Annotated in this window: 20 protein-coding genes; 8 read left to right on the forward strand and 12 right to left on the reverse strand. The window is 61.5% G+C overall.

Going from position 1 to position 17,412, the window contains the following annotated elements:
- The first annotated feature begins 41 nt into the window (after positions 1–41).
- The 3 genes from lsrF to HQ843_RS07645 all read left to right on the forward strand — a co-directional run bounded on the left by lsrF (position 42) and on the right by HQ843_RS07645 (position 2,955).
- Positions 42–929, forward strand: coding sequence for a 3-hydroxy-5-phosphonooxypentane-2,4-dione thiolase (lsrF, locus tag HQ843_RS07635; RefSeq protein WP_180899091.1), 888 nt, complete (start codon positions 42–44; stop codon positions 927–929).
- Positions 930–993: 64 nt separating this feature from the next.
- Entirely contained in the window at positions 994–1,161 is a 168-nt protein-coding gene (locus HQ843_RS07640) for a hypothetical protein (protein WP_180899090.1), read from the forward strand.
- A 9-nt stretch (positions 1,162–1,170) separates the two neighbouring features.
- Complete coding sequence (locus HQ843_RS07645; protein WP_180899089.1) at positions 1,171–2,955, forward strand: SDR family NAD(P)-dependent oxidoreductase; 1,785 nt, start codon at positions 1,171–1,173, stop codon at positions 2,953–2,955.
- On the opposite strand, the gene HQ843_RS07650 is transcribed toward HQ843_RS07645, so the two are convergent.
- Complete coding sequence (locus tag HQ843_RS07650) at positions 2,936–3,133, reverse strand: type 1 periplasmic-binding domain-containing protein (RefSeq protein WP_180899088.1); 198 nt, start codon at positions 3,131–3,133, stop codon at positions 2,936–2,938. The genes HQ843_RS07645 and HQ843_RS07650 overlap by 20 nt on opposite strands.
- A 431-nt stretch (positions 3,134–3,564) precedes the next feature.
- Complete coding sequence (locus HQ843_RS07655; RefSeq protein ID WP_180899087.1) at positions 3,565–4,182, reverse strand: TetR/AcrR family transcriptional regulator; 618 nt, start codon at positions 4,180–4,182, stop codon at positions 3,565–3,567.
- Between the two features lie 87 nt (positions 4,183–4,269).
- On the opposite strand from HQ843_RS07655, the gene HQ843_RS07660 reads away from it, so the two are divergent.
- A complete protein-coding gene (locus tag HQ843_RS07660) occupies positions 4,270–5,043 on the forward strand; it encodes an SDR family NAD(P)-dependent oxidoreductase (RefSeq protein WP_180899086.1) in 774 nt (257 codons plus the stop codon).
- A gap of 90 nt (positions 5,044–5,133) precedes the next feature.
- Here the strand turns inward: HQ843_RS07660 and HQ843_RS07665 are convergent, their stop codons facing one another.
- On the reverse strand, positions 5,134–5,718 hold the full coding sequence (locus HQ843_RS07665; protein ID WP_180899085.1) for a glutathione S-transferase N-terminal domain-containing protein: 585 nt from the start codon (positions 5,716–5,718) through the stop codon (positions 5,134–5,136).
- A 123-nt stretch (positions 5,719–5,841) separates the two neighbouring features.
- On the opposite strand from HQ843_RS07665, the gene HQ843_RS07670 reads away from it, so the two are divergent.
- Positions 5,842–6,210: a winged helix-turn-helix transcriptional regulator gene (locus tag HQ843_RS07670; RefSeq protein WP_180899084.1), complete on the forward strand. Its 369-nt coding sequence runs from the start codon at positions 5,842–5,844 to the stop codon at positions 6,208–6,210.
- Positions 6,211–6,365: 155 nt separating this feature from the next.
- Here HQ843_RS07670 and HQ843_RS07675 read toward each other — a convergent pair whose 3' ends face one another.
- Positions 6,366–6,842 (reverse strand): helix-turn-helix transcriptional regulator, encoded by a 477-nt coding sequence (locus tag HQ843_RS07675; protein WP_180899083.1) that lies wholly within the window; start codon positions 6,840–6,842, stop codon positions 6,366–6,368.
- Here HQ843_RS07675 and HQ843_RS07680 point away from each other — a divergent pair.
- The gene (locus HQ843_RS07680; protein WP_180902335.1) at positions 6,796–7,029 is read left to right on the forward strand and encodes an SRPBCC family protein; all 234 of its coding nucleotides are present in this window, start codon (positions 6,796–6,798) and stop codon (positions 7,027–7,029) included. The two genes, HQ843_RS07675 and HQ843_RS07680, sit on opposite strands and share 47 nt — an antisense overlap.
- Before the next feature lie 93 nt (positions 7,030–7,122).
- Positions 7,123–8,076, forward strand: a complete 954-nt coding sequence (locus tag HQ843_RS07685) for a quinone oxidoreductase family protein (protein ID WP_180899082.1) — start codon at positions 7,123–7,125, stop codon at positions 8,074–8,076.
- A 218-nt stretch (positions 8,077–8,294) separates the two neighbouring features.
- Here HQ843_RS07685 and HQ843_RS07690 read toward each other — a convergent pair whose 3' ends face one another.
- The 6 genes from HQ843_RS07690 to HQ843_RS07715 form a co-directional block, all read right to left on the reverse strand.
- Positions 8,295–9,410, reverse strand: a complete 1,116-nt coding sequence (locus HQ843_RS07690; RefSeq protein ID WP_180899081.1) for an FAD-dependent oxidoreductase — start codon at positions 9,408–9,410, stop codon at positions 8,295–8,297.
- Positions 9,403–10,074, reverse strand: a complete 672-nt coding sequence (locus tag HQ843_RS07695) for an ATP-binding cassette domain-containing protein (protein ID WP_180899080.1) — start codon at positions 10,072–10,074, stop codon at positions 9,403–9,405. Before HQ843_RS07695 ends, HQ843_RS07690 begins: the two co-directional genes overlap by 8 nt.
- Positions 10,075–10,076: 2 nt before the next feature.
- Entirely contained in the window at positions 10,077–11,792 is a 1,716-nt protein-coding gene (locus HQ843_RS07700; RefSeq protein WP_371822193.1) for an ABC transporter permease, read from the reverse strand.
- 12 nt (positions 11,793–11,804) lie between these two features.
- Positions 11,805–13,034, reverse strand: a complete 1,230-nt coding sequence (locus tag HQ843_RS07705) for an ABC transporter substrate-binding protein (RefSeq protein ID WP_371822061.1) — start codon at positions 13,032–13,034, stop codon at positions 11,805–11,807.
- Between the two features lie 82 nt (positions 13,035–13,116).
- Positions 13,117–13,362: an anti-sigma factor family protein gene (locus HQ843_RS07710; protein ID WP_180899079.1), complete on the reverse strand. Its 246-nt coding sequence runs from the start codon at positions 13,360–13,362 to the stop codon at positions 13,117–13,119.
- A gap of 110 nt (positions 13,363–13,472) precedes the next feature.
- Positions 13,473–14,240 carry a TVP38/TMEM64 family protein gene (locus tag HQ843_RS07715; protein ID WP_180899078.1) on the reverse strand — a complete coding sequence of 256 codons (768 nt, stop codon included), beginning with the start codon at positions 14,238–14,240 and terminating at the stop codon, positions 13,473–13,475.
- 295 nt (positions 14,241–14,535) lie between these two features.
- On the opposite strand from HQ843_RS07715, the gene HQ843_RS07720 reads away from it, so the two are divergent.
- Positions 14,536–15,144: an RNA polymerase sigma factor gene (locus HQ843_RS07720; RefSeq protein WP_180899077.1), complete on the forward strand. Its 609-nt coding sequence runs from the start codon at positions 14,536–14,538 to the stop codon at positions 15,142–15,144.
- A 52-nt stretch (positions 15,145–15,196) separates the two neighbouring features.
- On the opposite strand, the gene HQ843_RS07725 is transcribed toward HQ843_RS07720, so the two are convergent.
- Positions 15,197–15,814 carry a CDP-alcohol phosphatidyltransferase family protein gene (locus tag HQ843_RS07725; protein WP_180899076.1) on the reverse strand — a complete coding sequence of 206 codons (618 nt, stop codon included), beginning with the start codon at positions 15,812–15,814 and terminating at the stop codon, positions 15,197–15,199.
- On the reverse strand, positions 15,811–17,322 hold the full coding sequence (locus HQ843_RS07730; RefSeq protein WP_180899075.1) for a dihydrolipoyl dehydrogenase family protein: 1,512 nt from the start codon (positions 17,320–17,322) through the stop codon (positions 15,811–15,813). Before HQ843_RS07730 ends, HQ843_RS07725 begins: the two co-directional genes overlap by 4 nt.
- Positions 17,323–17,412: the final 90 nt, after the last annotated feature.

Below are 17,412 nucleotides of genomic sequence, written 5' to 3' on the forward strand. Positions count from 1 at the left end.
CGACCAGACAGCCGCTTTCACGCGGCGAGAGTGAGGGTTGAATGGCAGATCTGGACGATATCAAGGACGGCAAGGACTGGGGACGGGAGCGGCCGGCGGATACCTCGCGCTTCTTTCTAAAAGGCAATGCGCATCACGATTGGGGCATGAAGGCGCGTCTTTCGCAGGTTTTTCGTCCTGACACGGGCCGCACGGTCATGCTCGCCTTCGATCACGGCTATTTCCAGGGGCCCACCACCGGTCTCGAACGGCTCGATCTGACGATCGCACCCCTTGCCGAGCATGCCGATGTTTTGATGTGCACGCGGGGCGGCCTGCGCAGCTCAATTCCGCCTGAAGTCCGCAAGCCTGTCGTTCTGCGCTGCTCTGCCGGCAACTCGATCCTGACCGAGCTTTCCAATGAGCTTGTCAGCGTGGAAATTGATGACGCAATCCGTCTGGGTGCGACCGCAATGGCGGCGCAGGTCTATATCGGCGCGGAATATGAACACAAGTCCATCGCCAATGTCGTGAAGCTGATCGATACCGGCACCCGCTATGGTATCCCGACCATGGCCGTCACCGGAGTCGGAAAGTCGATGGCGCGTGATGCACGCTATTTCGGCCTTGCCACCCGCATCGCCGCCGAAGTTGGCGCGCAATTCGTCAAGTCCTACTACGTTGACGAAGGGTTTGAGCGCATCACCCTTGGTTGCCCGGTGCCAATCGTAATTGCCGGCGGCAAGAAGCTGCCGGAACGCGAAGCGCTTGAAATGGCATACCGCGCCATCGACCAGGGCGCAGCCGGCGTCGATATGGGGCGCAATGTTTTCCAGTCAACAGATCCGGTAGCCATGCTGACCGCGCTCGCCGCTGTCGTGCATGAGGGGCGAACCGGCGAAGAAGGCTACGAGCTGTTCCAGGATCTGCGGAACAAGACGACGGATTGATGTCGCAGGCGCCGACACCGGGGCCGGTCCGCCGGCCCCGAAAACTTGAAATCAGGGAAATGGCATGAAAAACCTCTGGGACGAGGCCGAGGCTGCAAAGGCGGAGACAGGTTTGGATCTGCGAGCCTATTCTTCGCGATTGATCGGGCGCGATCGCTCCCTGGTCCTGCATGGCGGTGGCAATACTTCCTTCAAAGGTGCAGCCGCCGACCGTTTCGGCGCGTCGAAATAGGTCATCTGGGTGAAGGCCAGCGGTTACGATCTGGGCACGATGGGCGTCGAGGGCTTCACCGCGCTTGAGCTTCCCGCCCTTTTGGCGCTGGCCGAGCTCGAAAGTCTGTCCGATAGCGACATGGTTGCCGAGGTCAAGCGGGCGCGTCTTGATCCGCAAGCCGCGGCCGCCTCTATCGAGGCCATCGTTCATGCTCTCGTTCCCGCGCCCTATGTTGATCATTCTCATGCTGACGGCGTGCTGACGATTTCCAACAGCGTCAACGGCACAGCCTTGTTGCGCGAGATTTACGGGCCGCGCGTTATCATACTGCCATATGTAAAGCCGGGATTTGATCTGGCGCGGCAGATGCGTGAAGCGATTCTCTCGTCCGGGTTGGCCGAGACCGATGCGATCATCCTCGAGCATCACGGTGTTTTCACCTGGGGCGAGACCGCGCGTGAAAGCTATGATCGCATGGTGGCGATCTGCGCGCGGGCGGAGGGATGGCTCTCAGAGCATGTTCCGTCCTTGCCGAAGGCGGGAGAAACAGAGACCGATCCCGTCGCGATTGCCGACCTGCGTGGCCGCGTCAGCCGAATGGCCGGACGCGCCATGATCTCGCGGCCCTCGACCGCCCTGCCGGTCGACGAGATCGAAGAAATCGGCAGGCTGTCCCGCAACGGCACACTGACCCCCGAGCATGTCATTCACAACAAGCCGTTCCCAGTTGTCGTCGGCGGCGACATCGAACTGGCGCTCGAGAACTTCGCTTCTGAATACCGCGCCTATGTCGAGCGCGGCAATGATGACGACCTGCAGCCGCTGCCGCCGCATCCCCATTGGGCAATCCTGCCCGACGGCGCGGTGCGCAGCTTCGGGTCGGTGCTGGCGCGGGCGGATGTTTCCGCCGATGTCGCAGCAGCCAATTTGACGGCCCTGCGTCGCGCCGCCCGTCTCGGCGGCTGGCAGGGACTGGACGAAAACGATCTGCGGGCGCTCGAATACTGGGAGCTGGAGCAAGCGAAGCTGCGCGCGCAGGGCACACCGCCGCCGCTTGCGGGGAAGATTGCGGTGATCGGCGGATGCGCCACCGGCATCGGTCGTGCGACGGCGGTAGCATTGCGCGACCGTGGCGCGGTCGTGGTCGGGCTTGATATCAATCCCGACGTCGAGAGGTTCATGAACCGTCCGGATTTCAGAGGCGTGACAGTTGATCTCACCGACGAAGCGGAGGTGACCGCCGCATTGCGGCATACGGTGGCCGACTTCGGCGGCATTGACATCCTTGTTTCCAACGTGGGGATATTCCGCGCCGGAGCGACTATCGAAGTGCTTGAGGCCGCGGCGTGGGACGCATCCCTGGCGGTGAACCTGACGTCGCACCGTAAGCTCTTGAAACAGGCGATCCCGTTCCTGCGCCACGGCGTCGATCCGAGCGTGGTCTTTATAGGCTCGCGCAATGTCATGGCTCCGGGCGCCGGCGCGGCCGCCTATTCCGTCTCCAAGGCCGGGCTGACGCAGTTGATGCGGGTGGCCGCCCTAGAGCTGGCGCCCGAGGGGATCAGGGTCAACGCCATCCATCCCGACGGGGTCTTCGATACCGATCTGTGGACGCCGGAGGCGCTGGCGACATCGGCGCGTCGTTACGGACTGACGATCGAGCAGTACAAGGCGCGCAACCTGATGCAGACCGAGGTTGTGTCACGGGACGTCGCGCGCGCTGTCGCGGCACTGGCGGACCAGGGTAACGGTGGTGATCAGTCGGGCTGTCGAAGATCACCTGATGGAACGTTCACCGAAGACCGACGATGATCGACTTTCCGAGTTCCTTGAACACCTCCAGACAACCGATCGCCATCAGGTCATTGGCGCAGAAAATTCCATCGGGCGGGTCGGGAAGCTTCATCAGTTCATGGGTCTTTTCATACCCCGACGAGGGTTCCCAGTTGCCGTAATGGACCAGCTTCGGATCATAGGTGTCAATAAGCATGATGTCGGAACCCCACTCACTTCAGAAATTACAAATACATATAGTGCCGATCGGCGTCGAACCCCTACGCCGAGTGACATCTACACCTACCAGGCGGGGCTTTAACTTGGACCGGAAACGAAAGGCCTCCAGCGAGATCGCCGCTGACCTTGCCCCGTTGAAATACTCCGTTTTAAGGAAGCTCTATCCCAGTGATAGGACCAGAGAATGAAGCGCACGCGTCTGCACCATCGCGGCGAGGACATGTTCCTGATCCGTTGACGGGACAATCGATAGGAGGAAACTATCGAACGTTCTCAAGCCGTTGAAACTCTAGTATGGGGATTCGCGGTTCGTATCCCTTCAAGGCGTCCGGGGCGAACCACCAATAAAGTTCTGCGACGTTTGCGGCAAGCACAAGCAGATCACCTGTCTCTGGGCGCTACACCTCTTCAGGCGCCATGCTTCCCGGGCCAGGCCGTGAGCGCGAGATCGATCAGCTGCTTCAGCCGCGCATTGCAGGCGCCATCGCAGGCCTGTGCCGACATGCCCTGGATAATCGCGCCATAGAAGCGCGCGAGCGTCTCGGTGTCGGTTTGCGGCGGCAATTCGTCTTGTTCGACCGCCCGGTCAAATCGGGTTTTGAGGGTCTGCATCGATGCTTCCCGCAAGGCCGCTGTCATCTGCGCGACGGATGCGTTTTCTTCCGCATGCTGCAGGACGGCTGTCGAGACCATACAACCTCGCGGCTTGTCGGGCTGAGTGTCTCCATCAGCGATATCGTAGAGGTACTGCCTGAGGGCGTCGTAAGCTGGAAGAGGGGATGCTAAGATTTCCATCCGGCGGCTGCTTTCGCGGGCGGTGCTGAACTCGAGCGCCTGACGGTACAGTTCCTCCTTTGAGCCGAACATGGAATAGAGCGTCGGCGGATTGATCCCCATGGCCTTCGTGAGGTCGGCGGTCGAGGTTCCTTCATAGCCGCGTTCCCAGAACAGGCGTGCCGCGATGTCGAGGCCCACGTCGCGATCGAGCGCGCGCGGTCTGCCCCGTTTGCGAACTGGATTCGACATTAAATAGTGATCCCTATTAAATTGTTGACAGCAGCATTTACGCTCTTATTGTATCGGTCACTATTTAATTTAGCAACGGAGTGATCCATGACCAAGAGACTGGAAAACAAGATAGCCCTCATCACCGGAAGTTCGCGCGGCATCGGCCGGGCGGCGGCACTTGCCTTCGCGAAGGAAGGCGCGGCACTGATCGGCGTGCACTACACCGCCAACGCGGAGGCGGCCAATGCCACGCTTCGCGACATCGAGGCGCTCGGGGTCAAGGCGGTTGGTGTCAAGGCTGACTTGCGAGAGGGCAAGGACGCGGCCGATAGCCTTTGGGCACAGTTCGGCGAAGCCGCCCGTGCCGAGACGGGTTCCGCCGCTCTCGACATTCTTGTGAACAACGCCGGCATCGCGCCCGCCCTGCCGTTGAAGCAGACGAGCGAAGCTGCTTTCGACGAAGTGATGGCCATCAACTACAAGGCGCCATTCTTCCTGATCCAGGCAGTGGCCGACCATATTCGCGACGATGGCCGCATCATCAATGTGTCCACCGGCTTCACCCGGATCGCGGCGCCGACACATCCGGCCTATGCGGCCTCCAAGGGGGCGTTGGAGACATTGACACTGGCGCTGGCGCCAGAATTTGCAGCGCGTGGAATTACGGTCAATGCCGTGCTGCCGGGTGTCACGGAGACGGATATGAATGCCGCGTGGCTGGCATCGCCGGATGCGCGCGCCGGCGCCGAAGCCCTCTCGGTCTTCTCACGTGTCGGAAAGCCGGAAGACGTCGCCGACGTCATCGCCTTCCTCGCATCGAACGATGCGCGCTGGACGACGGGTCAGATGATTGATGCGACCGGTGGCGCCCGGATCTGAACGATCCCAACGCCCTGCTGTGCATGGCCGCGGCGAGCGCATCGCTATTCGACTGCGCTCGCCGCAGCGGCGTTATCGCCGAACTGCAGATCAGCTCAATCCTTCCTCCGCAAGCGCCCGGATGACGGAGGGCATTGCCTTCATCCGATCCAGGCAATTTTGTAGATTTACGGGCAGATCAACGTCGCTCTTTGGCGCTACCATCAGGATCCAGAAGAGATAGCAGTCGGCAATCGTCATCTCGTTGCTGATCAGGAATGCCTTGTCGCCCATCTGATCGGCGAGAAGTGCGAAGGCCTTCCCGATCTTCTCGCGGACGCGCTGCTTTTCCGGTTCGGGGAAATCCCTGAAGAACGGGGCGTAAGCTCCATGGATTTCGCTGGACATGAAGGCGAGCGCCTCGAATGTCTGCCACCTCAGCATGCGATCTTCGGGTAGGAGCTTGCCGCTTTCTTCAGCGATATAGGCCAGGATGACCTGGTTCTCCGTCAGGATCGTTCCGTCGTCCATTTCAATGGCCGGAATGTAGCCCTTCGGGTTGAGCGCCAGAAAATCGCGACCGTCCTCGGTCCTTTTTTCGCGATCGATGCTGACGAGCTTATAGGCAAGCCCGGCCTCGATAAGCGCTATGTGATCGGCCAGGCTGCAGGCGCCGGGATAATAAAACAGCTTCACGTGTGGTCTCCTTGTTTGAACCCGGCCAGAGTCAATTTCTGGAGCCAGGTCTAAATTGTTGACCACAGCCACTTATGGGACTTAAAAAGAACCGTCAAAAGCATAAATTCCGGAGCAGGTCAGATGGATATGACTGTCGAGCCAGCCGGCGTCGACTGCCGCGCCGTAAGCGAGATCCTCAGCCGCATCGGCGACAAGTGGACGATCCAGGTGGTCGTCGCGCTTCGCTCGGGCCCACACCGCTTCAACGAAATCAAGCGGCGCGTGGGCGGCATTTCGCAACAGATGCTGACCAGAACGCTCAAGACGCTGGAACGCGACGGCATGATCGACCGCATAGTGCGCCACACCAGTCCGCCGCAGGTCGAATACGCCCTGACGCCGCTCGGACATTCCTTGTCCGACTCGGCAAGGCGTCTCGCCGATTGGGCAGCGGCCCACCGTGAAGCTATCGCAGACAATCGCATCCGTTACGACAACCGTAAGCCTTGATGCATTGACCATCGCAATAGGGCGGAAGCCCAGACGATCCGCATCGGAACGTCTGCACTGGGCTGAACATTTTCAGGGCAGGAAGGCGCTACCATTAGCTGGCCACTGGAAAGCAGTCTTACCCAACTGGAGAGCTTTCGGACCAGGTTGGCGTTTCACAGACGCGGCAATCCGCTGGTCTCCCGAAAGTAGCGACGCGGCGGACAACCCATTTCACGTTTGAACGCCGCAGCGAAGGCGTGTTCCGACGTATATCCCAGCGATGTCGCGATTTCGGCAACACTGTCGCTGGTTTCGATCAGCCGTTCGCCGGCCAGCATCATGCGCCAGCGGGTGAGATAGGCGATCGGCGTCGTGCCGACCTTCCGCTTGAACCGCTGCGCAAAGACGGTGCGCGACACGCCAACCTGCCGGGCCAGGGTCTCCGATGTCCAGGCACGAGCAGGCTCCGCGTGAATTGCGCGGATCGACGGGCCGATATGCGGATCGGCGAGTGCGGCAAGCCAGCCGGTCTCATCAGCGCCTTGTTCCTCCACATGAAGACGCAGCGCCTGGACCAGTATCATATGCGAAAGCTGTTGCGCCATGAGCGACGATCCGGCGCGCGCCTCCCGCATCTCCTCCATCATCATTTCGATGATCCATGACTATAGCGGCAAGGTTCAGGTCATCCCGATCACCGATGGCAACCGCGCGCTTGTCCACTGGTGCGGCACCTTCTCGATCCGCGAAGGCGATCCTGACGAAGTCAAAGCCTGGGTCCAGGGCATCTACCAGCGCGACATAGAGGATATGCGGGCCTATTTCGCCGGATCCTGATCCTTCCGCACAGAACAACGCTACCGAGGCTGCCTCCGGCGGCATCCGGGCAAAGGCATTGGCCGTCTATGTCAAAGAACTGGAGAGCTCACCATGAAAGCTGCGATCATCACATCGCCCGAGGCTGGCCCTCGTTACGGCGACTTCAAGGAGCCAGAAGCCGCCGAGGGCGAAGCTGTCATTTCTGTAACCGCGGCGCCGATCAGCCCGATCGTGCGTACGCGGGCCGCGATGAAACCCGCGTCAGATGACGGCAAAGGCTTCGTGGTCGGCGTCGATGGGGTGGGTAAGGATGCGTCGGGGCGTTATGTCTATTTTCTCTTCCCCAAGGCTCCCTTCGACGCGCTGGCGGAGCGGACGCTTGTCCCGGCGGCGATGACCGTCCCCGTTCCGGACGGATTGAGCGATATACGCGCCGCCGCGATCGCAACCGCGGGGCTCGCATCCTGGGATGCGCTGACACGCCGAGTGCCGATCAAGTCTGGACAGACGGTGCTTGTCACCGGTGCCAACGGAGCGGCCGGACGTTTGGCACTGAATGTTGCACGCCATCTCGGAGCAGGGCGCACCATCGCGGTTGTCCGTTCCGCCGACAAGCTGGATGGGCTCGCTGCCGACACCGGCATCGCGCTCGACGCGCGGGATGCAGACGATGCCCTGAAGGCTGTTTTCGACGTCGGCGTCGACGTCGTGCTCGACTTCGTCTGGGGATCGGTGGCAGAGCGTGTTCTCACCGTCGCCATGGCGGGTCGCGGTTCACCCGCGGGCGAGCCGAGGTGCTCCTACCTCGTTCTCGGAACGCTTGGCGGCACCACGGTGCCGCTCTCCGGATACGGGCTGCAAAGCTCGGGACTCGACATTCTTGGCGCGGGCATCGGCTCGGTTCCCGTGCGCGATTATCTGGCATCCGCTGGTGAACTCATGGCCGCGGCGCAAGAAGCCGGATGGACGCCGCCCTGTGAGGTCGTGCCTCTCGCAGATATCGCCAGCGTATGGAAACGGTCGGGCGAAGTGCGCTACATCATCCATCCGGACGTAACGGGCTAAGGCCGCGCGGATTGCGGTGTGCGATTCAACAACAGCTCGGACTTTCGTCCGGGCCAGAGATGAACCTGATGCATTGGTTGACGGATTGACACCAGACTCGGATAGCCCCCCGGCCTCAAAACGCCATCCCGGACGCGGCAAGTTCTTGGTCCGACGGCACTTCCACGCCAGCGAAAGCATGCAACGACGTGGGCACCGGTTCATATCCCTTCAAGATCTTAGCGCGGCCTTCGATATCGCTGAACAAACCGCGTATCATTCCAGTGCTTCCAGGCCTGCACCCCACGTCCTGAAACCGCGAGACCCCACTTGTCGGCGATGGCGCGTCCGTCTGACAGCGAAATAAGTGCCAGCCACGCGCGCTGGGGGTAAAAGGCTCGCAAAGCTTCACCTGTCAGGCTGCGACGGATGTTGTCCGCGAGGATCGGGCCCTGGCGAACGGCGAAGACGCCGGCCTTGGGCCGCGGGTCGGGCAGCGATGCGACATCGCCGGCTGCAAAGACATTGCTGTGGGAGACGGAACGCAGCGCGGCATCCACGCGGATGAAACCGCCCGCGTCCAGTTCGAGACCGGTCTTGCGAAGCCACTCCGGAGCACCGCTCGACGTGGTCCACACGGCCTCGTCGACCGGAAGTCGCCTGCCATCGCGGGCGACGAGTTCGCCGTTTTCGAATGCGACGACATCGAAACCGGAATAATGTTCGATGCCAGCCTGTTGCAGAGCCGTTTCCACGAGTTTCCGTGTTCTTCTGCTGCGCTCGGGAACAGGGCGAAGAGCGCGGCCTGCAAGCGTGACCTGCACCCGGTCGCGCGCGAACCTCTCATGAAGAGCGAAGGCCATCTCTATCCCCGCGACGCCCTGGCCGACGATCGTGAGGCGGAACGGTCCTTCGTGTTCTGCGGCCAGGGCGTCCAACTGGGCCAGACGCTCGGCAAAACTCGCGATCGGCTTGACCGGGATGCCGCCTGAAATACCTGCCGGAAGCGAAGGCGCGGAACCGATATCGATCGAAAGCAGATCGTAGCCGACAACTTTTCCATCGGCGAGCGATACGCTCCGGCGCTTGGGGTCGATGCCGGTCGCCGATGTTTCCAGAAAGGTCACGTCATTGCGCCCACACAGGGCGGCCAGATCGATATGAAAATCCTCGAAGCGGTACCGGCCCGCGATATAGCCTGGCAACATGCCGGAATAGGGCGCATGGCGCGATGGCGAGACGAGCACGATCTTCCGGCCATGACCATGTTCGCCAAGAGAGCGGACGACCTCGACATGCGCATGGCCTCCACCGAGCAGGACAATCGGTCTATCCGTTTCGTTGTTCTCAAGCATAGGGCTGGTCTTTAGGGCCGACGCGATGGACGACACCGCCTGCGGCATCCGCATCGGCCTCATCATGGGTCACGAGAATGACAGGAAGGTCGGCATCGCGCATCTTGGTGAAGACGAGGTGGCGCATCTGCGCGCGCAATTCCGTGTCGAGCTTGGAGAAGGGTTCGTCCAGCAGTAAAAGCCTCGGGCGCGAGACGAGCACACGCGCAAGCGCGACCCGGGCCTTCTGCCCGCCGGAAAGCGTTGCCGGGTCACGGTTTTCGAAACCGGCAAGATCCATTTCGGCCAGAATACCGGCTGCGATGTGTCGCCGGGCGCGGCGATCCTTCACGTCGGCGGGAATCGCGAATTCAATATTGGCTCCGACCGACATGTGCGGGAACAGGAGCGGATCCTGGAACAGGATGCCGGCCCGTCGCGCTTCCGGCGGCAGGGCGAGCAGATCGATACAATCGATGGAGACTCTTCCCGCGGTTTCGAAGACCGGATCGAGAAAACCGCCGATGAAAGAGAGCAGCGTCGATTTGCCGGAGCCGGAAGGCCCCATCACGGTCAACACTTCGCCGGATGAAACATGCGCTGACAGATCGATCAGCGTGTCGCTGCCGAGACGGATCACGATATTGGAAAGTGAAAGGCCGCTTCGGTTATTTTCGTGCCGCATGGTCAAACCCTCATGTCCCGACGGTTCCGGTGGAGGAGAGCGGGCAGCATCGCGGCCAGTGAAAACGCGATCAGCGGCAGAATTGTCTGCAGCAGGGCATAGACGCCGATAACGCGGCGATTGTTACCGGAGGCGAGCGCGACGGCCTCCGTGGTGATGGTCTGCAACCGTCCCTCGCCGATGAGCAGCGTTGGCAGGTATTGTCCGACCGAAACGGCAAAGCCGATGGCCGAGGCCGTCAGGATCGGTCGGATCAGCATCGGCAGGCGGATGGTGACAAGCACGGCCAGGCGGGAACGTCCGAGCGCTGTGGCGATGATTTCATAGCGCCGGTCGAGCGCTCGCCAGGGATCTGCGAGCGAGAGAAACACATAAGGCAGGACGAAAACGAGATGGACCAGGATCAGCGCGGCGTAGCGATGCTGGCTGCCGCTGCCGATGAAGAGGAGTTGCAGACCGAACACGAAGGTAATCTGGGGCACGATCAGCGGCAGGTACAGAATGAACAGGCTCCGTTCACCGCCGGTCCGTCCAGTCTGGCTCTCCCGTTCGAGGCAGCCGACCGTCAGCATGATGGCGATCAGTGTCGAGAAAAAGCCGGTTACAAGCGTGGTGAAAAGCGGATCGATCATCTGTGGCAATGCCCGCACCCAACTGCGCAAGGTAAAGCTCTGCGGCAAAAGGTCTGGAAATTGCCACAGCCCGGCCACGGACCAGATCGCGAGCAGTATGAGACCTGCAAAAACGGCGAAGCCGAGGATCCCGATCACGACAGCCGAGAACCGCCGCAGTGCCGCATCCCGCGCGAAGCGGCAACCGCGATCCCGCGACAGCCGAAGTAATGTGGCGCAGCACCGCTCCAGCGCATACCAGACGAGGAGCGCCGCAAGCGTCACCGCCAGTTGAACGATAGCGCCGGCGGAGGCCATGAAACGAAAGGTGAGATCGGGATCGCTCATCCATTGCACGAGACGCGTGGCGAGCGTGCCCGGCAGGTTGGGTCCAAGGATCAGCGCGACGTCCACCACCGATGTGGAATAGGCGATGACGGCATAGACGGCGAAACGGATCTGCCGGTAGAGCGCAGGCCACAGAAGGTAGATGAAGCCGCTGATCCGTCCGTAACCGAAGGAGGCTGCCAGCCTGCGGGCAGAGGCCAGATCGATCTGCGGCAGGGCGGCGAGCGTGACGAGAAACAGGAAGGGCGTTTCCTTGAGCACCAGTCCGGCGATCATCGCAAGTCCCAGAGGATCATGCGGGATCAGGATATCCGGTGGCCGTTCGATGCCGAGAATGGGCGCCGCGAGCCGGACCAGATAGCCTGAGGGAGCAATCAGGAAGGCAAGCCCGAAGGCTGCCGCCGCATGCGGCACGGCAAGAAGCGGCGAGAGCAGATGCTGAACGCGCGATAGCGTCGGCGTTCCGGCAAATCCTGCGATAAAAACCAGGGTGATCGTGAGGGAAAGCCCGGTGGTAACCAACCCGGTCATGAAACTCAGCATCGTCGCGTCGGTCAGCCCCGGCGCGGCAAACAGGCTGGCGAAGGCATCGAGACCGAAGTGGTGACCGCCGAGTGCAGGCAGGTAGCCGAAGGCGGGGAGCAATGTTCCGAGCAATCCGAAGGTGATGGGCAGCACCAGAAGAGCAAGGGTGACCACGACCGCGCTTGCGGCAAGGCGCGCCAGCCATCGCCCCGCTTCAGCTTGTGCGCCCTGAATGCCCGACACGGATCAGTTGCCGCTTGCGTAGCGTTTGCGCCACTCGGTCTCGATCCTGTCCATCCAGCTCGCATGGGGCTCGGCGATGACCGGTCCCAGTTGGTCTGGCGGAAGGGTCGCCACGCCAAGATCGAGCGATTGGAAGGCAGCGCGGTCGGCTTCCGGTAGCCTGTCCATGGCAAGAACGGTGGGATCGCCCCAATAGGCCGGATCCTGCTTGCGCAATTGCGCTTCCGGGGACAGCAGGAAATTGGCGGTTAGCAGGGCAGCTTCCCGGGCATTGGCATTGTAGGGGATGGCGACGAAATGCGTGTTCCCCAGCGTACCGCCGGACAAAGTGAAGGAACGCACGGTATCGGGCAATTCGCCCGCCTCGATACCGGCAGAGGCTTCCGCCGGGTTGAAGGCGAAGATGATATCCAGTTCGCCGTCAGCCAGCTTCTGCTTCATGTCCGGATAGTTCTGCGGAAAGGCATGGCCCGAGCGCCAGGCAATCGGATGCAACTGGTCGAGATAGGCAAAGAGCGGCTCGACGTCGCGCTCGAAGGTCTTCTCGTCCACCGGTTCGCCAAGCTTCGAGGGATCGTCGATCACCTCGCTCAGTACCTGCTTCAGGAAGGACGAGCCGATGAAGTCCGGCGGAGCGGGATAGGAAAAACGGCCAGGGTGCTTGTTCGCCCAGTCGAGGAGCTGGGCGGCATTGTCCGGCAAGGAACCGGCGTCCGTGCGGGCACTGTCGTAAAAGAAGACCATCTTCGCCCCGCCCCAGGGGCTTTCCAGCCCATCGGTCTGCTCGGTGGAATCCGCGAGGATGGTCGGCTGGTTCTCGACATCCACATAATGCCAGTTGGGCAGCGACATTGCCCAGCCGGGGGAAAGAAGCAAATCCTGCTGCTTCATCGAGGCGAAGTTCTCGCCATTGATCCAGATAAGATCGACGGAGCCACCCTCGTCTTTTCCGGCGGCCTTTTCCGCCACCACCTTGGAAACGGCGCTTGCGGTATCGTCGAGCTTGACCTGAACGACCGTGACATCATGGCGCTTTTGCATCTGTGCGCCCACCCATTCGATATAGGCGTTGATGTTTTCCGAGCCGCCCCAGGCATTGAAGTAAACAGTCTGGCCCGCGGCTGCCTTTTCGATCTCCGGCCAGCCGCTCACATCGGGTTCGGCGGCTGCGGCGTTCAGACAGCTAATCCCGGTTATGACGCAGGCCGCCAGAAGTTGTTTCATCAAACCCATGTTGTTCTGTTCTCCCTTGTGCGGATCGGTCGGAGCCGGTTCGCGCGAACCCCGTCTTCGATGAACTTAACTGCTCGCATCCTCAGATCCTGCCGACGGGCCGCGGCCGCCTTTGCGCGAGTGCTGCCTGGATCTCCGGGTCGATGTGCTGCTCTTCCGAACCGCTTGCCGTGCGTGTGAGATCACGCGTGATCCGCATTTGCGCAACAAAGGCGCGGCAACCGCGGCACATGGCGAGGTGCAGCTTGATGTTGAGGCGCTGCAACGGGCCGAGCTCGCCGTCTATGAGAAGGCTGGCGCGTTGGGCGACTTCACTGCATCGCAACATCAGATCAATCCTTGTTCTGGACTCTATGGAAAGGACTCGCGCGGCCACGATCCGTTACAGCCCGGCATGTTTTTTCTGCCGACGGTTTCGCTTTTCCGGCCGCCCGCCGTTCAGGAACCGATCCGGCGTCTGCGGATCTGCCTGACGACCGTCGGGATCAGCGCCACTACGGCCAGCGCAAAAAAAGCGAGCGTGATGTCTCGCGTCACCAGATCGGAAATCCGCGCCTCGCGTCCCGCCTCCTGCGCGGCGACCAGCACGCTGTCGACGCCCTGGCCGAGATAGGCATAGGCAAAGGTGCCGGGCAGGATGCCGAAAAAGGTTGCGGCGACGAAGCGCCCGAGGCTGATGTCGAACAGGGCGGCGGCGATGTTCACCACGAAGAACGGAAACACCGGCGCGAGCCGGATGACGAACAGATACCCGAATGCATTTTCGCGAAAGCCATCCGCGAGTTTCCTGACGACCCCGTCGACACGGTGCTGCAAAAAGCTGCCAAAGGCCGAACGCGTCGCCAGAAACAGGATTGATGCGCCGGCCGTGGCGCCGACGGCGACGAGCGCCCCGCCAGCCAGCCAGCCGAACAGGAACCCGCCGAAGATGGTGAGGATCGACGCCACCGGAAACGAAAAGGCGACGGCAACAATGTAGACGCTGACAAAAATCAGCGCCGACCAGGCCGTATTGGCATCCACATAGGCCCGCAACACCTGCCGTTGTTCGGCAAGAAACCCGAGGTTCAGATAGTTCTGCAAGCCAAGGGCATAGCCGAGCGCCAGCCCCAGCAAGATAATGCCGACAGGCGCGAAGCGCGACAGGGGTTTTGCTGAAGCTGTGTTGCCTGTTGGCGGGCGTGGTTGGTTATGGTCATCAGGCATCTTTGAATATCCAGTCGTGGGCAAAGTCACCGGTCGTGGTGGTATCGGTCGAGCAACCCGGCAAGGCTCTTCCCCGCAATCGGGACGGGAGCGACGAGGCGTGGTTCATGTGGCGATGGCGCATGAACGTGAGGGCCGCTCATTCGGTTCATAACGCATCGCCCGCACTGGTTTGAATCAAGTTCCCGAGAGGCGGAAGCGGGGTTGCGTCACGATGGCTTGATCGGCGCAAATCGCTCTGGACTTCCGGAAGGGCTGTTCTGCTAATGGAACGCCAACGGTGGCCGGAGGGATTGTGAGCAATACGAAAAATGACGAGCAGGCTTTGGCGCGGTTGCTGGTTGAAGGGGACCATGAGGCCTTCGAACGCCTGTTTCGACGGCACAATGCGGCGATGGTCCGTTTCTGCACGGGGATGGTCCAGTCCCGTCAGATAGCGGAAGAGGTGGTTCAGGATACATGGGTGTCCGTGCTCAACCGTATCGACCTCTTCGAGGGACGCAGTTCGCTGGCGAGCTGGATATTCACCATCCTGATCAACAAGGCCCGCACCCGCGCAAAGCGCGAGGGGCGTGTCGTCCTGTTTGACGAGCAGGGTGACGGCGATGGGCTGGCGGATGCCTTTGACGGACGCGGACGCTGGCGCACAATGCCCGCGCTTTGGGACGATCTGACGCCCGAGCGCCATGTGGCAGGCCGGAGCATTCTGCAGCATGTCGAGGCCGTGATCGCGACGCTTCCCCCGGCGCAGCGGGCGGTGCTGATCCTGCGCGGTCAACAGGAGCTTGATCCTTGTGAGGTCTGTGCGCTTCTCGACATCAGCGAGGGAAACATGCGCGTTTTGTTGCATCGGGCGCGTGTGACGCTGCGCAACGCCCTTGACTGTCTGAACAAGGACATCTGACAACAGGCGCATGGCCGTGTCCGCTCGCTGCTCGGCACGTTCGTTTCTGCGATCATTTTTCGGCGCCGGAAAAGGCGGCCCAGCCCTGCCGCCATCGGATCACGGTGGTAAGCGCGCAGAGCGCAGCAAAGCCGTAGGCGATCACGGGGAAATTTCCGGGAAACAGGCACATTGCGACGAATACCGCGATTGTCTCGAACCCTTCCGCCAATCCTCCGGCGTAATAGATGCCCTTCGTGGGAAATTCCGGCGCCCTTTTACCGCGCTTGGCGGCCACTGCGGAAAAGGCGAGGAAGGACGAGCCGGTTCCGACGAAGGAGACGATCAGCACAGCCGCCGGCAGTGCATGGATAGCGGGAGCCTGAACGGCAAAACCCAGCGGTATGAGGGCGTAAAACACCATATCGAGCGCAATATCGAGATAGGCCCCGCGATCCGTCGGGCCCTGGATGCGCGCCACGGCGCCGTCCAGCCCGTCCAAGACCCGGTTGCAGAGAACAAGGGCGAGCGCCAGCAACCATGCACCGAAGCACAGGCCGATGAAGGCGCCGAGACCGGCGAGGAACCCGATGAGGCTGATCACGTCGGCGCGCACGCCGCGCCGTGCCAGAAGCCCGGCAATCGGCTGAAGGCCAGCACGCTGCAGCGGCAATATCCGGGCGTCGATCATCCGCGCCTCCATGTCTGGAATCGTTCGAGCAGCGAAAGGAGGACGCCGTTGAGATGGTTGCGGCGCCACTGGCCCGCAACCATCTTGTTGGCTTCGGCCAGCGTCGGATAGATATGGATCGTACCCAGGATCTTGCCCAGGCCGTGTCCGTGTTTCATGGCGAAAACGAATTCCGCGAGCAGATCACCCGCATGGTCGCCGACGATGGTCGCACCGAGGATCCTGTCCTTGCCCGGAACCGTCAGCACCTTGACGAAGCCGCCTGGCGAACCATCGGCGATTGCGCGGTCGAGATCGTCGTTGCCGAAGCGCGTCACTTCGTGGGGAATGTTGTTTTCCCTCGCCTCGGTCTCGGACAGGCCGACGCGCGCCACCTCCGGATCTGTGAACGTTGCCCAGGGAATGACGCGGTAGTCGGTCTTGAAACGCCTGATGTCGCCAAAAAGCGCATTGATCGTGGCAAACCAGGCCTGATGCCCGGCGACATGGGTGAACTGATAAGGCCCCGCGACATCACCGGCGGCGAGGATATTCGGGTGAAGCGTCTGCAGATACGCATTGGTCGCGACGACACGGTCCGTCTTAATGCCGAGCTCTTCCAACCCGAAACCTTTCAGCCGCGGCGACCGGCCAACGGCTGCGATCATGTCATCGAATTCGATGCGCTGTCTTTCACCACCGTGTTCGACCTCGATCCATTTATTGCCCGCTTCCACGCCGCAGGCGACAGCCTTGTGACCCGTCAGAACCGCCACGCCATCCGATCGGAGGGATGCCTCGACGAGCCCGGAGGCGTCCTCATCCTCGCGCATCATCAGGCGCGGCGCCATTTCGATCTGAGTGACCTTTGACCCAAGCCGTGCAAAACTTTGCGCCAGTTCGCAGCCGATCGGCCCGCCGCCCAGAACGACCAGCCGTTTTGGAGCCTCGGGGCGCTCGCGCAGACTATCCCAGAGCGTATCCGATGTGAGATAGCCGACCTCGTCGATACCGGGAATTGGCGGCACAAAGGGGCGCGCGCCTGTGGCAATGATGATCGCGCGGGTTGTCAGCCGTCGGGTTTCGCCGCTGCTCAACGCAATCTCCACCGTCCAGGGATCGATCAGCTTCGCATAGCCTTGCAGGACCTCGACACCCAGTGCGGTATAGCGTTCGATGCTGTCATGCGGCTCGATTTCGGCGATCACCGAATGCACCCGCTCCATGACGGCGGAAAAGGAAATCTCCGGCTTGACCGGTCTGAGGCCATAGCGCTCAGCGTGGCGCATTCGATGCGCCGCCTTCGCGCTGCCGATCAGCGCCTTGGATGGCACACAGCCGAAGTTCAGGCAGTCGCCACCCATCTTGTTCACCTCGACCAGCGTCACCTTTGCCTTTGCGCCCGCGGCGATATAGGCCGAGACAAGACCGGCGGAGCCTGCGCCGATCACGATGAGGTTGCGGTCAAACCGCTTCGGCCGTTTCCACCGCTGTCCGTTGGTTTTCGGCTTTTTATCTGTCGGTGCCATTCGGTCGCCTCGTGAAATCGCGGCCCGTTGGAGCCTGTTTCACAGAGACTGCCGAACGCCGGATCTGTTACGCAAAGCGGAGAAAAAGTT

Origin of the sequence: Martelella sp. NC20 (assembly GCF_013459645.1) — a bacterium.
Classification (GTDB): domain Bacteria; phylum Pseudomonadota; class Alphaproteobacteria; order Rhizobiales; family Rhizobiaceae; genus Martelella.

Bases quoted from the DNA above. Each gene is read 5' to 3' on its own strand.
- lsrF (WP_180899091.1), top strand. From the start codon at position 42: ATGGCAGATCTGGACGATATCAAGGACGGCAAGGACTGGGGACGGGAG.
- HQ843_RS07640 (WP_180899090.1), top strand. From the start codon at position 994: ATGAAAAACCTCTGGGACGAGGCCGAGGCTGCAAAGGCGGAGACAGGT.
- HQ843_RS07650 (WP_180899088.1), bottom strand. From the start codon at position 3,133: ATGCTTATTGACACCTATGATCCGAAGCTGGTCCATTACGGCAACTGG.
- HQ843_RS07655 (WP_180899087.1), bottom strand. From the start codon at position 4,182: ATGTCGAATCCAGTTCGCAAACGGGGCAGACCGCGCGCGCTCGATCGC.
- HQ843_RS07660 (WP_180899086.1), top strand. From the start codon at position 4,270: ATGACCAAGAGACTGGAAAACAAGATAGCCCTCATCACCGGAAGTTCG.
- HQ843_RS07670 (WP_180899084.1), top strand. From the start codon at position 5,842: ATGGATATGACTGTCGAGCCAGCCGGCGTCGACTGCCGCGCCGTAAGC.
- HQ843_RS07680 (WP_180902335.1), top strand. From the start codon at position 6,796: ATGAGCGACGATCCGGCGCGCGCCTCCCGCATCTCCTCCATCATCATT.
- HQ843_RS07675 (WP_180899083.1), bottom strand. From the start codon at position 6,842: ATGATGATGGAGGAGATGCGGGAGGCGCGCGCCGGATCGTCGCTCATG.
- HQ843_RS07685 (WP_180899082.1), top strand. From the start codon at position 7,123: ATGAAAGCTGCGATCATCACATCGCCCGAGGCTGGCCCTCGTTACGGC.
- HQ843_RS07690 (WP_180899081.1), bottom strand. From the start codon at position 9,410: ATGCTTGAGAACAACGAAACGGATAGACCGATTGTCCTGCTCGGTGGA.
- HQ843_RS07695 (WP_180899080.1), bottom strand. From the start codon at position 10,074: ATGCGGCACGAAAATAACCGAAGCGGCCTTTCACTTTCCAATATCGTG.
- HQ843_RS07705 (WP_371822061.1), bottom strand. From the start codon at position 13,034: ATGGGTTTGATGAAACAACTTCTGGCGGCCTGCGTCATAACCGGGATT.
- HQ843_RS07710 (WP_180899079.1), bottom strand. From the start codon at position 13,362: ATGTTGCGATGCAGTGAAGTCGCCCAACGCGCCAGCCTTCTCATAGAC.
- HQ843_RS07715 (WP_180899078.1), bottom strand. From the start codon at position 14,240: ATGCCTGATGACCATAACCAACCACGCCCGCCAACAGGCAACACAGCT.
- HQ843_RS07725 (WP_180899076.1), bottom strand. From the start codon at position 15,814: ATGATCGACGCCCGGATATTGCCGCTGCAGCGTGCTGGCCTTCAGCCG.
- HQ843_RS07730 (WP_180899075.1), bottom strand. From the start codon at position 17,322: ATGGCACCGACAGATAAAAAGCCGAAAACCAACGGACAGCGGTGGAAA.